This is a genomic window from Cupriavidus oxalaticus (assembly GCF_016894385.1).
Taxonomy (GTDB): Bacteria; Pseudomonadota; Gammaproteobacteria; order Burkholderiales; family Burkholderiaceae; genus Cupriavidus; species Cupriavidus oxalaticus.
In genome coordinates this window covers 3,779,098-3,793,611 of sequence record NZ_CP069812.1, presented here as the reverse complement: position 1 = coordinate 3,793,611, position 14,514 = coordinate 3,779,098, and the positions used below count along the sequence as shown (strand labels likewise).

The following is a 14,514-nucleotide window of genomic DNA, read 5'->3' as shown; positions in this document are numbered from 1 at the left end:
ATCAACCAAGGCCGGAATGGGCGCGTCGCGCCCATTCCGTAGGGAGCGCTTTTTTGTCCAGTAATATCGTTTCCTCTTCTGCGGCTCCTCAAGCCGCCTCAACGCCGGAGCGCAACGCGCAGGTGGTCACCTTCTTCGCACGACTGCAGGAGGTGGCTGCAGGTGGCGAGATTGAGCAGCACTGGCGCAACTTTGGCAAGGGCGTCGAGGCCGCTGCCCAATCCATTGAGTACGCGCTGCGCGAACTGCGGTTCGAGTCTCGTATGCATCACGGCACAGTCCAGCAACTGGCAAAGGCAGCACTGCCGGTCATCGCCCTCGACCAGTCAGGCGATGCGGTGATAGTGGGCCGTGCGGAGGGGGATGACCTGCTGATCCAGCGTGTCGGGTCGGAGAAGGCCGAGACGGTCAAGGCAGCAGACTTCGCCCGCGAGTTCTCCGGTACCTGGGTCAGCGGTACCCTCAGCACCGATGCGGTGGTGGCAAAGCTCGACCCGGAGCGCCGCAAGTTCGGCTTCGCCTGGTTCTGGCATGCCCTGTCGAAGTACAAGACCGAGATGGCGCAGGTGCTGCTGGCAACCTTCTTCGTGCAGATTTTCGCGCTGATGACCCCGCTGGCGTTCCAGGTGGTGATCGACAAGGTGCTCACCCACCGCAGCCAGGCTACGCTCGTAGTGATGCTGATCGCCCTGGCCGGTGTAGCGTTCTTCGAGATGCTGCTGTCGGGCGCGCGCCACTACCTGTTCTCGCATACGACCAACCGCGTAGACGTGGAACTGGGGGCGCGACTCTTCGCACACCTGATGCGCCTGCCGATGTCGTTCTTCAACAGCCGCAATTCGGGCGAGATTATCGCCCGTGTGCGCGAACTGGAGTCTGCGCGCAACTTCCTGACCGGACAGGCGCTGACCGCCTGGCTGGATCTGCTGTTCGCCGTGGTCTACCTGGCGGTGATGTTCTACTACAGCCCGCTGCTGACCTTCATCGTGCTGGCTTTCCTGCCGATCTTCTTCGGCGCCTCGTATCTGGTCAGCCCGCTGCTGCGCAAGAAGCTGGAAGACAAGTTCGCCCTGGGCGCGGAGAACCAGAGCTTCCTTGCCGAAACCCTGGGCGCCATGGAAACCCTCAAGGGCCAAGCCATCGAGTCGAGCTGGCGGCGCATCTGGGAAAAGCGCCTGGCCCGCTATGTCACCTCGGCTTTCGAGTCGGGGCATACCGCCAACTGGACCAACCTGGTAATCCAGACCGCCAGCAAGCTGCTAACAGTGATCCTGCTGGGCGTTGGCGCCATGCAGGTCATCGATGGCAACCTGACCGTGGGCGGGCTCATCGCATTCAACATGCTCTCTGGCCGGGTCAATGCGCCCATCCTCAAGCTGTCATCGCTGTGGCAGGAATTCACGCAGATGCGTGTCTCGGTCAAGCGCCTGGCGGAAATCATGGATGCGCAGCCCGAAGCCGCCACGACCGGTAACAGGCGTGCAACCATCATTGGCGAAGTCGCGTTTGACAACGTCAGCTTCAAGTACCACGAGAACGGCCCGACCGTCCTGTCCGACGTGAACTTCAAGGTGAGGACCGGCGAGATCATCGGCGTGGTGGGCATTTCCGGGGCGGGCAAGACCACCCTGATGCGCCTGCTGCAACGCCTCTATGTGCCGCAGTCCGGGCGAGTGCTGGTGGATGGCATCGATCTGGCGTCGGCTGACCCGCACTGGCTGCGCTCGCAGGTGGGTGTCGTCGCACAGGACGCTGCGCTCTTCAACCTGACAGCAATGGAGAATATTGCGCTCGGCCAGCCCAGCCTCTCTTTCGAGGCCGTGATGGACGTTGCGCGGCTGGCAGGCGCGCACGACTTCATCAACGTGATGCCCCAAGGCTATGACACGGTGATCGGCGAGCGCGGCTGCCTGCTGTCGGGCGGCCAGCGCGCCCGCATCGCCATCGCCAGGGCGCTGGCCACCGATCCGCGCATCCTGCTGCTGGACGAAGCCACTGCCAGCCTCGACTACGAATCCGAACAGGTGATTCACAACAACCTGCGCCAGATTTGCGCGGGCCGCACCGTGTTCATCGCGGCGCACCGTCTGACGACGCTGCGCATGGCTGACCGCATCCTGGTGCTTGAAGACGGCAAGCTGGTCGAGGCGGGCCATCACACCAGCCTGATCGACAAGCCAGGGCGTTACCGCTCGCTGTTTGAGGCGTCGCGCGCGCTTGAAGCGCTCAGCAAGCCACTCTCTTCCCTCAACCACAAAGCCGTGCAGACGTTCCCCAACGCCGGAGAGTTCCATGTCTGACAAACAGCCCGCACCGAACCCGGTGCTGGACGATTTCGAGCGCGCCGCGAGCGGCGTGCGCAGCCGCCGCCCGGCGGGAAAGGCCGGCAGGATTACCCTGATGGTTTGTGGCATGGCTGCCATCGCGCTGACCCATGCCGTGTTCGCCAGGATGGACGTGGTGGTGTCCGCGCAGGGCAAGGTCATCCCTTCGGGCAAGTCCAAGGTGATACAGCCGCTCGAAGCCGGCATCGTGCGCCAGATCTACGTGCGCGACGGGCAGCGTGTGAAGGCCGGCGATGTCCTGATCGAACTGGACCCGACCACGACCGCCGCCGACCGCGACCGTCTGCAACGGGACCACTGGGAAGCCCAAGCCGAAATACGGCGCTTGACATCGATCCTCGACGGTAAAGCCACCATGCCGGCTATCGAGGGGCTACCTGATGACATCGCCAGGACGCAGCAGGCGCTGCTGACCAGCGCGCTGGCCGAGCACCGTGCCAAAATGGCCGCACTGGACGCCGAGATCGCCCGCAAGCGCGCCGACCGCGATGGTGCCGCCGCCAGCCTGGAGCAGATTCACGCGAGCCTGCCGCTGGTGACCAAGAAGAACGACATGCGCGAGGAGCTGGTCAAGACCGGCCACATCGCCGAGACGGGCCTGATCGAGACCCGGCTGGAATTGATCAACCTGCGGAAGGAACTGGCCCTGCAGACCAACCGGCTGGCCGAGGCCAACGCCGGCCTGAACGCCGCGCAGCAGCAGCGCGCGCAGGCCGTGGCTGAGTTCGCCGCGCGCCACTCGGCGGAACTGGCTGAGGAAAGCCGCAAAGCCGCGACCGCCGAACTGGAACTGGTCAAGGCCACCCAGCGCCGCGACCTGCAGATCCTGCGCGCCCCGATTGACGGCGTGGTGCAGCAACTGGCCGTGACCACCGTCGGCGGTGTGGTCACGCAGGCCCAGCCGGTGGCAACCGTGGTGCCGGAGCACACGGCGCTGGAAGTAGATGCCCAGGTGCAGAACAAGGACATCGGCTACGTCAAGCCCGGCCAGCGCGTCATCACCAAGGTGGAGACCTTCGACTTCACCCGCTTTGGCTACATCGAAGGCACAGTCCAATGGGTGGGCACCGACGCCATCAATGACCAGAAGCTGGGGCCGATCTATCCCGTGCGCATCCGGCTCGCCTCGGCGGCCACGCCGAACTCGGTGAACGGGCGCAAGGGCACGCTCACGCCCGGCATGAGCGTGACGGCGGACATCCGCGTGGACGAGCGCCGCATGATCTCTTACTTCCTGTCGCCGCTGCTGCGCTACAAGGACGAAGCGTTGCGGGAGCGGTGATGGCAAGACAGCATATTTTGACTGGCACCGCGCTGACGGTGCTGGTGGCGCTGACCGCTACACCTGCCACCGCCATTGATCTGCTGTCCGTCTACAGGTTCGCCCAGGGTGGCGATCCGACCTTCGAGGCGGCGCGCTATGCGCTGGAGGCCGGCCGAGAGAAGCTTCCACAGGCCCGCGCCGGCGTGCTGCCGACCGTGAACCTGAACGGCAATGGCGGGCGCCAGAACGGGCAGGCCAGCTTTGCCGGCAGCCCGTACCAGGACCGGAATGTCAACAACTGGGCCTGGAACCTGCAGCTTTCCCAGCCCGTGATCCGCGTTGCCAACTGGCTCGGCGTAGCGCAGGCCGGCGCGCAGGTCGAGCAGGCACAGGCTCAGTTCGCCCAGGCCGAGAGCGACCTGATCGTGCGCACGTCGCAGGCCTACTTCGACCTGCTGACGGCGCGCGACAGCGTAACGGTCGCCAAGGCGCAGCTGAAAGCGGTCGAGCAACAGCGAGTACTGGCCAAGCGCCGCTATGACGTGGGCGAAGCCACCATTACCGATGTGTACGAGGCGCAGTCCCGGCACGATCTAGGGCGCTCGCAGTTGGTGCAGGCGCTCAACGACCAGGAGGCCAGGCAGGCCGAACTGGAGCGCATTGTCGGCACGCTTCCGGAGCCGCTGGCGGGCCTCAGAGCCGACGTCAGCCTGCCGAGCCCCGAACCAATGGACGTGGCGGCGTGGATGGACAACGCCCGCACGAACAATCCGGCGGTCCGCACCCAGGTGGCGGCCACCGAAGTGGCCGAGAAGGAGGTGTCGAAGAACCGGGCCGCGCACCTGCCGACGCTGGACTTCACGGCCGGCTATGGCAACAACTACACCTCGGGCTCTATGACCTCACCGGCGGACATCGAGAACCGGGTACGCTCTGGCACCATCGGGCTACAACTGACGATCCCGCTCTACCAGGGCGGCGCGGTCAATTCGCGGGTCAATGAGGCAATTGCCAACCGGTACAAGTCGCGGGCTGAACTCGAAGCGGCGCGACGTCAGGCAGCCACGCAGGCTCGGCAAGCGTATGGCGGCGTGACCAGCGGATTGTCGCAGGTGGAGGCGCTGACCTCGGCGGTCACATCGAGCTTGGATTCCGTGAACGCCAACAAGATCGGCTACCGGATCGGTACGCGCGTGAACATCGACGTGCTCAATGCCGAACAGCAGCTTTTCGCGGCGCAACGCGACCTTGCGAGGGCCCGTTACGACACGATCCTGCAGGGCATGCGCCTTAAGGCAGCCGCCGGCACGCTGACCGAGTCGGACGTGCTAGCTGTCAATGCACTGCTGACCAACAATCTGGAACAGGAAACGCCTACGGTGCCTGCCATGCCCACAGCCTCCAATACCAAGCAACCAAGGACGAGCATCCAATGACCATCCCGACCGACAACGAAAAGCTGATGCAGTTTGCAGCCGAACAGGCACAGCGCGTCATCAAGAAGATTCCGCTGCTGGGACCGGTGTCCTGGCTGATGATGAACAACCCGACCACCCGCCACAGCTTCTTTGCCGATCTGGAGTGGCGCGTGATGCCGCCGCTGATCCTGGAACAGGCCAAGCTGTACATGCGGGGGGAGATGCCTACGGCCTTCGTGACCTGGGCCTGTCTGTCTGATGCCGTGGCCGAGCGCTTTGCCAAGCCGCCATACCAACTGGCGCCGGGCGACTGGAAATCTGGCAATAGGGTGTTCCTCATTGACCTGATCGCGCCCTATGATGGCGCCAAGGAAGTGCTGGACGATCTGAAGGCCACGGTTCTCAACGGCAAGGTGCTACATCAATTGGCGCCGCAGGGCGAGCGAACGATGCATGTGCTCGAACTCTAGTCGCGCCGCCGGTGTTCGACTGTCATCGGCGAAGCACATCAGGAACCTGTGGAAGCCGGCAAGTCAGGGTGGCAATCTATTGAGCCACACTATCGGTAAAAGTTTTCGCCGGACATCGGACGCTGATTCTGCATGGTGGCTATCGGCAAGGAGGACCTGCGGGTTCGGCCTGCGGCGCCAGCTGCTGGACGAAGATCATCCGATCAAGGGAATCCTCCGGCGTGGCGAAAAGAAGAGCATTCAGACGGATCGTGTCCTCTTGATCCCCGTTCCGCCTGAGGAAGTTGCCGTCGTGCATCGCATCTACTCCCTGTTCCTCGAAGGCGGAATGCCCGAGCGGGTCATCGCCTCGGGCTCAATCGGGAAGGTATCCGCAACGATGTCGACCGGCCATGGACCCGTGGCTCCATCCACCAGATTCTGACCAACGAAAAGTACATCGGAAACAACGTCTACAACCGCACCTCTTTCAAGCTCAAGATCAAGCATCGGCAAAATCCGCCATCCGAATGGATCCGCAAGGACGACGCCTTTGAGGTGATCGTTCCGATGGACCAGCGGCGCCTATCGAAGCGGTTCGGGAGTCTGCTGCGCGCCCACAGCCTCGTGGGATTCCCGATGATCCGGAACCTGCGACAGCCGGGCTTTTTGCCTTGGGACACCGCGTCGATCATTCGCCGGCCCACAAGCAACATGGCCAATGTCCTTGTCTGCCACGCAACACCCAACCCAGAAGTAAATATCTTCTACTTGGCACCCGTTATAGGTATCTCTAGGATTGCCTGACGCCCTGCCATCCCACTTCTCACCCGGCAGGGCGTCGCGCGCCGGCAAAACCGCACTCGGCAGCAGAACAATGCGGTACCCGGCCCAGGAAGTCCTTTCTACCGGGGGGTCAGATGAATACGTTGATCGGGTCGGCCGGCGAGCTCGGCCTGTGGAAGAGCACCATGACGGCGGCGAGCCAAGCGCTCGGCGCGGCAGGCAAGGTACAGCAGGCGGTGACGCAGGCGCTGAAGCTGCAGCGCAAGATCCGCGAGCTGCGCGATGCGCTGCACCACGCCGAGGCGGAACGCGATGTCTATCGCGAGCTCCACGCCCGCACCGTCGACGAACTGCACCAGGCGGTGGACCGCAGTCCGGCCGAGATCCGGCGGCTGCGTGCCAGCGCCGAGGCCATGCAGGTGCGCCATCGCGCCTACAAGCTGCTGGTGCAGCACTACATGCGCCTCGGGACGCCGATCGACCCGGCGGTCTTCGCCGGGCAGCGCAGCCGCGTGCAGCAGCACATCCTGTTCCAGCGCCGCAAGGGCATCCCGGTGTCGCAGATCGGCGTGGACGATATCGCGTTCCTGTTGCGCTGACGCGAACTCAGGTCGGGCGCTGTCGAGTCGCCGCATGAGCCGGACAGCTTTGGCAAGAGCCTGCGGCGACGAGAGCCACCCCGCGGTGTCGATTCGATACCCGGCGTCAGCACACAACAGAGCGGCCGCGCATTGACGCTCCGGGGCGCCGGCGGAACACTGTCGCGTCCGCGCCGGGCATCGCGCTCCAGTTTCGCGCGGACCTCTCCCGCTGAATGCCACCGTATGAGGCGTCGTCTCAGGCGACGTTGTCGATCTTGCCGCTGCAAACTTTCCCCACCGGTCTCGCCCCCGTTGGCGCTACCTTGCGCTTGCCCGCCGGCCACCGCGCCGGTATCGGAGCGCAGCGATGAGTACGCGCGCCCGCCGCCTGGTGGCCGAAGGACTGGGCACGGCGCTGCTGGTGGCGATCGTGGTCGGCTCGGGCATCCGCGCCGAGCGCCTTGCCGCCGGCGATACCGCGCTGGCGCTGCTGGCCAATTCGCTGGCGACCGGCGCCGGGCTGGTGGCGCTGCTGGTCTCGCTGGGGCCGGTGTCCGGCGGGCACTTCAACCCGGTGGTGAGCCTGTCCGCGCTGGTGCAGGGCACGCTGTCGCCGCGCGATGCGCTGCGCTACGTGGCGGTGCAGCTGGCGGGCGGCGTGTGCGGCGTGCTGGCCGCGCATGCGATGTTCGGCGAGCCGGCGCTGGCGTGGTCGGGCCAGGCGCGTACCGGTGCATCGATGTGGTGGAGCGAATGCGTGGCAACCTTCGGGCTGGTCGGCGTGGGCATCGGCACGCTGCGCAGCCGGCCGCAGCTGGTGCCGTTCGTGGTGGGGGGCTATATCACGGCGGGCTACTGGTTCACGTCGTCGACATCGTTTGCCAATCCGGCGCTGACCATTGCCTGCGCGCTGACCAATACCTTCACCGGGATCCGGCCGGTCGATGTGCCGGGCTTCGTGCTGGCGCAGCTCGGCGGCGGCCTGGCGGCGACGCTGGTGTTCCACTGGCTGTGCCGCAAGCCGGCGGCTGCCGACAGCGCAGCGACCGCCGCCTCCACTCGGCGCAGCTGGCAGACTGGCGCTACCAGCGCCGATTGAGCTGCAAGCCGAAGATCGAGCCGCTGGCCTGCGACGCCCACGCGTCGGCCGGCGCGGTATAGCCGATGCCGTCCACGTCGCTGGCGCGGCTGTAGGTATAGAACGCGCGCAGGTTGGCGTTGCCGGCCGACTTGCCCAGCGTCAGCGTGGGCGCCACCGTCAGGGCGGTGCGCTGGCCGCCGACGCCGAAGCCCGACGAAATCTGGTCGTGCGATACCTCGAAGTTCAGGCGGAACTGGTCGCTCGCCACATAGGTAGGCCGTACGCGCGTGGTGGTCCACTGCAGCGTGCCGACCGGCGAACGATCGAACTGCAGGCTCTGCTCCACCGCGCCGCCCAGCCCCGAGCGGCCCCTCCATTCGATCGATTCCGCCACGCGCATGCGCGACAGCGACGGCCCCATGCCGGTATAGCCGGTCATGGCATTGCGCGAGCCCGAGCCGAACTGCATGCCCAGGCGATTGGTCCCGTACAGCACGCCTTTCTGCTCGTGCAGCGCCGACGCCCACCATGCGCCGCCGGTGTCATCCACCATCGGCTGGGCTTCGACACGAGTGAAGCCCAGTTGCACCGAGCCCTTGTCGTTGGTCGGGATCGGCGCGGTGCGCAGCGAGTGGTAGCTCGGCAGGTTCTGCCCGTTCTGGTCGGCGCGCGCGGTGTACTGGTAGCTCAGCCCGATGTCGCCGATCACCTTGGCATTGTCGACGCCGAAGCGCATCGCCGTGGAATTGGGCGGCAATAGCCCGGACGACATCAGGAACGGCGCGTTGTCGCGCCGGCCGGCCCACATGGTGGCGCCGTCCAGCACCGCCAGACCGCTGACGGCCGTATAGAACTGCGGCACCAGGGCGTAGGGATCGATCGCGGCAGGGCGGCCGTTGACAGTGGTGGCGTCGGTGCCGCGCGCCTGGGCGATCAGCATTACCTGCGCACCGCCATCGAGGTCGAGTACCGACTCGCGGATCTTCACTTCGCCGGCGCTGCGGCAGGCCAGTCCGCTGCCGATGCCGGTCGACAGCGCGCCGCCCGGGCAGGCCCGCATGGTGGCGGGGCGGTCTTCGACCGCAGCGCGGCCGCTGTAGCCCAGGCGCCACACCGAGTCGCCCGCGGGATCGTCGGCGGGAAGTTGCGAACGCAGCACAGGCGGGGCTTCGGAAGGTGCCTGGGCCGTGTTGACGGCCGCGGCGTCCCCGGGTGCGTCCGCCGGTGCATCCGTCCTGGCTTCTGCCAGCTGTGCCGGCGGATCGGGCTGGAATTCGCCCAGCCGGGGCGGGAACAGCACCAGCGGCGGTTGCGGGGGCGCGGGCGGCTCGGGCGGCTCGGGCGGGCCCACGAAACCGGGATCGGGCACGCTGGCTGCCGGCGGGGTCCCATGGCCGGCAATCAGCGCCGCCAGCGGGTCGTCCTGGCCCGCAGGGGCCGCAGCGCCAGGCTGGACGGTCGACTGCCCGGGAACTGCCGTCGTATTCGCGGCCAGCACCAGCGGCGGCACCGCCGGACGCGGCGCAATGCGCGGCGGCTGCGTGCCATCGCTTGCGGCCACCGCCAGCGGCCCGCCCGCCTGCGCGCATGCCGCCAGCCCCCAGGCGGCCAGCACGGCAAAGCCGAAGCGGCGCACGGGCCAGCCGCGCGGCCCGGCGGCAGCGCTCGGGCAGGGCAGGACGGCGGTATGCCGGCGGGAAGGGGACGGCAAGACGGGTAGCAAGACGGGCAGCAAGACGAACGGCAAGACGGACAACAAACAACGATGCCAGCGGGCCAATCCCTCGGCCGGAGCGAACAGGAACCCGCCAATGGCGGGGACTGTTTTTTATCAGTCGGTCCATTTGACCGCAAGCCGGGTTACAAAATCCATCGCAGTGTTGCTCGTCCCACAATGCGAAAATCACACGCGCATTGTCGCAATCGACTAGCGAAAACCCGCATTGGCGCGATGCTCCGTGCCGAAAGGGCCACCGCTATAATCGGCTGGCTTGTCTTTCGGGTAAGACAGCCCTCGCCGTGCGACGCAAGTCCCGGCCATGCAGGGCACGCCGCCGTGCCCGTTCGCAACAGGCACAGCGTGCGCAGGCCGCCTATCGACACGATCGCCGGCGGCATGTGCGTCACGGTCCGGCGCCAGGCTTCAAGCGAGCCGCGCGCTAGCATCCGAACCAAAATCTATAAGAGGAGAAGTAGAGATGGAACGTCGTTCCTTTCTGTTGAAAGCGTCGGCCGTTGCCGCCACCGGGGCACTGGCCGCGTGCGGCAAGGGTGAAGAGAAAGCGGCGCCGGCCGCCGCCAGCGGTCCGGCAGCACCGGCCGTGGTCGGCAGCAACCCGGCTGTGGAATGGCGCCTGGCCTCGAGCTTTCCCAAGTCGCTCGACACCATTTACGGCGCCGCCGAGCTGCTGTCGGCGCGCGTGAAGGAACTGACCGACGGCAAGTTCAACATCAAGGTCTTCGCGGCAGGCGAGATCGTGCCGGGCCTGCAGGTGCTGGACTCGGTGCAGAACAACACCGTGCAGATCGGCCACACCGCCGGCTACTACTACTTCGGCAAGAACCCGACGCTGTGCTTCGACACCACCGTGCCGTTCGGCCTGACCGCGCGCCAGCAGAACGCCTGGATGCTGCAGGGCAACGGCATGAAGCTGATGCGCGAGTTCTTCAAGGAATACAACGTCGTCAACTTCCTGGGCGGCAACACCAACGCGCAGATGGGCGGCTGGTTCCGCAAGGAAATCAAGACCGTGGCCGACCTGCAGGGCCTGAAGTACCGCATCGCCGGTTTCGCCGGCGTGGTGCTGTCGCGCCTGGGCGTGGTGCCGCAGCAAATCGCCGGCGGCGACATCTACCCGGCGCTGGAAAAGGGCACCATCGACGCGGCCGAGTGGGTGGGCCCGTACGATGACGAGAAGCTGGGCTTCTACAAGGTGGCGCCCTACTACTACTACCCGGGCTGGTGGGAAGGCAGCGCGCAGCTGTCGTTCTACGCCTCGGCCAGCGAGTTCGAGAAGCTGCCCGCGTTGTACAAGCGCGCACTGGAAACGGCGACCATCGAGGCCCACACCACCATGATGGCCAAGTACGACACGGTCAACCCGCAGGCGCTGGCCCGCCTGCTGGAGAACGGCGTCAAGCTGCGCCCGTTCTCCAAGGAAATCATGGAAGCCTGCTTCAAGGCGACCCAGGAAGCCTACGCCGACGAGACCGCCAAGAACCCGTCGTTCAAGAAGATCTACGACGACTGGCGCGTGTTCCGCAACAACGAGGCCGCCTGGTTCAACGTGGCCGAGCAGGCGTTCTCGCAGTTCAGCTTCGCGCGCAAGCTCTAAGCACGTTCCGGCCGGTGCCGGGCACAAACCCCATGCCTGTCTGCGGGCATGGGGTTTTTTATTGCCCGGCGAGCTTTCCCCGGCGCCGGTAGAATCGCCGGCATCGACCGGAATTCCCTATGCAAATCGGCATCCTTTACGCGCTCCTGGCTTATGCCATCTGGGGGCTGCTCCCGCTCTATATCAAGTCGCTGCCCGGCATTGCGCCGACGGAGATCCTGCTGCACCGGATGGTGTGGTCGCTGGCCTTCCTGGGGCTGATCCTGGCCTGGCGGCGCCAGTGGGCCTGGCTTGGTCAGCTGAAGGACCGGCGCCTGCTGCTGTCGTTCGCCGCCAGCGCAGCGCTGTTGTGCGCCAACTGGTTCCTCTATATCTGGGCGGTGTCGGCCAACCGCGTGGTCGATGCCAGCCTGGGCTATTTCATCAATCCGCTGTTCAGCGTGCTGCTGGGCGTCGTGTTCTTGCACGAGCGGCTGCGCCCGGTGCAATGGCTGTCGATCGCGGTGGCCGCAGCCGGGGTGGCGTGGCTGACGGTAGCCGCTGGCCAGTTGCCCTGGATTGCACTGGGGCTGGCGGCCAGCTTCGGCGGCTATGGGCTGTTGCGCAAGACGGGGGCGCTGGGCGCGCTCGAAGGGCTGTCGCTGGAGACGCTGCTGCTGTTTCCGTTTGCCGCGGCGATGCTGGCCTACCTGTTCACCACGGGGCAGGATGGCTTCACCCACGCAGCGCCAGGTACGCAACTGCTGCTGCTGATGGCCGGGCCGGTAACGGCGGTGCCGCTGCTGTTCTTCGCCGCCGGCGCGCGGCGCATCCCGCTGTCGCTGCTGGGGTTGCTGCAATACACGGGGCCGACGCTGCAACTGCTGCTGGGCGTGTGGCTGTGGCATGAACCATTCCCCGTGCAGAAGCAGGCCGGCTATGCGCTGATCTGGATTTCGCTGGCGCTGTACGCGGCGGAAGGGTTGTGGATGAACAGCCGACAGAAGGGGCAAAAGGCGAATTCCATCCAGAGGACTAATGAATCGATCTAAATCAACAAATCATTCATTCTTCACGTAGATAAATTTGGTGCCCGGCAATGTTAGCGCCGCCTGATGCCACGCCCCCGCTCCAGCGCAAGATCATCCATTGCGACTGCGATTGCTTCTACGCCTCGGTCGAGATGCGCGACGACCCGTCGCTGCGCGGCCGGCCGATGGCGGTGGGCGGCTCGCCCGACCGGCGCGGGGTGATCGCCACCTGCAACTACGAAGCGCGCGCGTTCGGCGTGCGCTCGGCCATGGCGTCGGCGCAGGCGGTCAAGCGCTGCCCGGAGCTGCTGATCCTGCGCCCGGCCATGGACAAGTATCGCGAGGTGTCGCGCCAGATCTTTGCGATCTACCGGGAATACACCGAGCTGGTCGAACCGCTGTCGCTGGACGAGGCCTACCTCGACGTCAGCCTCTGCACGCAGCACGCCGGCAGCGCCACCCGCATTGCCGAAGAAATCCGCCAGCGCGTGCGCGACCAGGTCGGCGTGACCGTTTCCGCCGGGGTGGGGCCGAGCAAGTTCGTCGCCAAGATCGCCAGCGACTGGAACAAGCCCGACGGGCTGTTCGTGGTCCGCCCGGCGGCGGTCGATGCCTTCGTCGCCGCGCTGCCGGTCGATCGCATCCACGGGGTCGGCAAGGTCACCGCGGCCAAGCTGCTGCGGCTGGGCGCACAGACCTGCGGCGACCTGCGGCCGTGGTCGCCGGACCGGCTGCACCGCGAGTTCGGCGCGTTCGGGGCGCGCCTCTATAAGCTGTGCCGCGGCGTGGACGAGCGCGAGGTGACGCCCGAGCGCGAGCGCAAGTCGATCAGCGTGGAAGAGACCTACGCCGACGACCTGCCCGACCTGCAGGCATGCCTGGCCGAACTGGAGCCGCTGATCGCCATGCTCGAGGCGCGCATTGCCCGCGCGCAGGCGCACGGCACCATCGACAAGCTGACGGTCAAGCTGCGCTTTTCGGACTTCCGCCAGACCACGGTGGAATGCCGCGGCCAGGCGCCCGACCGTGCTGTCTATGCGCGCCTGCTGGCAGAGGGCCACGCCCGGCGCGGGCTGCCGGTGCGGTTGCTGGGGGTGGGGGTGGCTACCAGCCACCGGGATCAGTCCCAGCTCGAGCTGTTCGAGTGGCACCAGGATCATTCGCACGAATAATCACCAGGTAGATTTCTACCATCAAGCGATTAGTCACGCTAATAAATGCACGGGCTATTGCAGGTTGTTCCGCATCACCAGCACCCAGGGCATATGCGAATTGGTCACGCCATCGATCTGCCCCGAATCGCCCAGTTCGATTTCCTCCATCGATACCGATTGCTGGACATTGCCGCCGATGGCACGCACCACCCGCGCCGCCGGATCGACGGCCACCACGATGTCGCAATGCATCGGCGTGGTGCCGAAGCCGATCTCGGCCACATCCTCGAGGTAGCGGTCGCGTCCGCGTCCGGAACAGACGATGTCGCCCGGGCGGGGCATGGCCGGAACGGGTTCGATGCGGAAGGCGGGATGGGCAAGGATGCCGTCGCGCGCATCGACCACATACATCGAATGTGACTGGCCGGTCAGGAACTGCTGCGCATCCAGCCCGGCCTTGCGCAAGACCCAGGAGATAAACACCGCCGACCACGCCCACGCGCCTTGCGTGACCTGCTGGCAAGTAGGGGTCTCGCCGACGATGCCCCAGTAGCGCCGGGCGAGCGTGCAGCCCACCGGCGTGGCCTCCATGCCGGTGCCGTCCGGAAAGGTCATGCAATCGGCGCGCGGCCACTTGACGCTGTTGTTGTCGGTGTCGGCGCTGGTGCCGCTGGCGGGCGCTCCGGTATTGGCCGGGTCGTCGGGTTGCATCTCCGGCGGTTCGGGCAGGGCCGGGGGCAGGTCGGGCGCCGGCACCGGGCTGTAGGTGACGCAGGCGCTGTCGTCGCGGCCGAGGCGCACCACCTGCCCGCCCCAGCGTGCCCATTCCTGCGTGGCGATCTCGACGATGCGCTCACGCGGGGTGGCGCCGGGCGTGGTGACCGGCCGCTCGTTGTCGGGCAGCGGGCGTGCCTGCGGACGCGCGGGTTCGCTGACGGTGGTGCAGGCGCTCAGCAGCGCCAGCGCCGCGGCGGCGCAAATTGCCTGTGGAGAAACCTGTGGAAGCCGCTGTGGAAAGCGCTGTGCATAACGCTGTGGAGATCTGCGGCGCAATGGACGGCGCAATGGACGGGCGAACATGGAAGCCCCAC

General features: G+C 66.2%; 12 protein-coding genes. 10 read left to right on the top strand and 2 right to left on the bottom strand.

Annotated elements, in window-relative coordinates; all coding sequences use genetic code 11:
* Positions 1-122: 122 nt before the first annotated feature.
* The 7 genes from JTE92_RS29960 (at position 123) to JTE92_RS29930 (ending at position 7,942) form a co-directional block, all read left to right on the top strand.
* Positions 123-2,300: a peptidase domain-containing ABC transporter gene (locus JTE92_RS29960; RefSeq protein WP_063240024.1), complete on the top strand. Its 2,178-nt coding sequence runs from the start codon at positions 123-125 to the stop codon at positions 2,298-2,300.
* The gene (locus JTE92_RS29955; RefSeq protein ID WP_063240025.1) at positions 2,293-3,627 is read left to right on the top strand and encodes an HlyD family type I secretion periplasmic adaptor subunit; all 1,335 of its coding nucleotides are present in this window, start codon (positions 2,293-2,295) and stop codon (positions 3,625-3,627) included. Before JTE92_RS29960 ends, JTE92_RS29955 begins: the two co-directional genes overlap by 8 nt.
* Positions 3,627-5,045 (top strand): TolC family outer membrane protein, encoded by a 1,419-nt coding sequence (locus tag JTE92_RS29950; protein WP_084254676.1) that lies wholly within the window; start codon positions 3,627-3,629, stop codon positions 5,043-5,045. Before JTE92_RS29955 ends, JTE92_RS29950 begins: the two co-directional genes overlap by 1 nt.
* Entirely contained in the window at positions 5,042-5,497 is a 456-nt protein-coding gene (locus tag JTE92_RS29945; protein WP_063240027.1) for a toxin-activating lysine-acyltransferase, read from the top strand. Before JTE92_RS29950 ends, JTE92_RS29945 begins: the two co-directional genes overlap by 4 nt.
* 369 nt (positions 5,498-5,866) lie before the next feature.
* On the top strand, positions 5,867-6,283 hold the full coding sequence (locus JTE92_RS30595; protein WP_306431165.1) for a recombinase family protein: 417 nt from the start codon (positions 5,867-5,869) through the stop codon (positions 6,281-6,283).
* A gap of 113 nt (positions 6,284-6,396) precedes the next feature.
* Positions 6,397-6,861 carry a hypothetical protein gene (locus JTE92_RS29935; RefSeq protein WP_063240029.1) on the top strand — a complete coding sequence of 155 codons (465 nt, stop codon included), beginning with the start codon at positions 6,397-6,399 and terminating at the stop codon, positions 6,859-6,861.
* A gap of 349 nt (positions 6,862-7,210) precedes the next feature.
* A complete protein-coding gene (locus tag JTE92_RS29930; RefSeq protein WP_063240030.1) occupies positions 7,211-7,942 on the top strand; it encodes an aquaporin in 732 nt (243 codons plus the stop codon).
* On the opposite strand, the gene JTE92_RS29925 is transcribed toward JTE92_RS29930, so the two are convergent.
* Positions 7,926-9,539, bottom strand: coding sequence for a carbohydrate porin (locus JTE92_RS29925; protein ID WP_371136937.1), 1,614 nt, complete (start codon positions 9,537-9,539; stop codon positions 7,926-7,928). The genes JTE92_RS29930 and JTE92_RS29925 overlap by 17 nt on opposite strands.
* Before the next feature lie 583 nt (positions 9,540-10,122).
* Here JTE92_RS29925 and JTE92_RS29920 point away from each other — a divergent pair.
* The 3 genes from JTE92_RS29920 to dinB all read left to right on the top strand — a co-directional run bounded on the left by JTE92_RS29920 (position 10,123) and on the right by dinB (position 13,441).
* Positions 10,123-11,259, top strand: a complete 1,137-nt coding sequence (locus tag JTE92_RS29920; RefSeq protein ID WP_063240032.1) for a TRAP transporter substrate-binding protein — start codon at positions 10,123-10,125, stop codon at positions 11,257-11,259.
* Positions 11,260-11,378: 119 nt separating this feature from the next.
* A complete protein-coding gene (rarD, locus tag JTE92_RS29915) occupies positions 11,379-12,290 on the top strand; it encodes an EamA family transporter RarD (RefSeq protein WP_063240033.1) in 912 nt (303 codons plus the stop codon).
* 47 nt (positions 12,291-12,337) lie between these two features.
* A complete protein-coding gene (gene dinB, locus JTE92_RS29910) occupies positions 12,338-13,441 on the top strand; it encodes a DNA polymerase IV (protein ID WP_063240034.1) in 1,104 nt (367 codons plus the stop codon).
* Positions 13,442-13,495: 54 nt separating this feature from the next.
* Here dinB and JTE92_RS29905 read toward each other — a convergent pair whose 3' ends face one another.
* The gene (locus tag JTE92_RS29905) at positions 13,496-14,503 is read right to left on the bottom strand and encodes a DUF2272 domain-containing protein (protein ID WP_063240035.1); all 1,008 of its coding nucleotides are present in this window, start codon (positions 14,501-14,503) and stop codon (positions 13,496-13,498) included.
* Positions 14,504-14,514 lie beyond the last annotated feature (11 nt).

Coding starts and splice junctions, on each gene's coding strand:
- dinB (WP_063240034.1), top strand. CDS start 12,338: ATGTTAGCGCCGCCTGATGCCACGCCCCCGCTCCAGCGCAAGATCATC.
- rarD (WP_063240033.1), top strand. CDS start 11,379: ATGCAAATCGGCATCCTTTACGCGCTCCTGGCTTATGCCATCTGGGGG.
- JTE92_RS29905 (WP_063240035.1), bottom strand. CDS start 14,503: ATGTTCGCCCGTCCATTGCGCCGTCCATTGCGCCGCAGATCTCCACAG.
- JTE92_RS29920 (WP_063240032.1), top strand. CDS start 10,123: ATGGAACGTCGTTCCTTTCTGTTGAAAGCGTCGGCCGTTGCCGCCACC.
- JTE92_RS29930 (WP_063240030.1), top strand. CDS start 7,211: ATGAGTACGCGCGCCCGCCGCCTGGTGGCCGAAGGACTGGGCACGGCG.
- JTE92_RS29950 (WP_084254676.1), top strand. CDS start 3,627: ATGGCAAGACAGCATATTTTGACTGGCACCGCGCTGACGGTGCTGGTG.
- JTE92_RS29955 (WP_063240025.1), top strand. CDS start 2,293: ATGTCTGACAAACAGCCCGCACCGAACCCGGTGCTGGACGATTTCGAG.
- JTE92_RS29945 (WP_063240027.1), top strand. CDS start 5,042: ATGACCATCCCGACCGACAACGAAAAGCTGATGCAGTTTGCAGCCGAA.
- JTE92_RS29935 (WP_063240029.1), top strand. CDS start 6,397: ATGAATACGTTGATCGGGTCGGCCGGCGAGCTCGGCCTGTGGAAGAGC.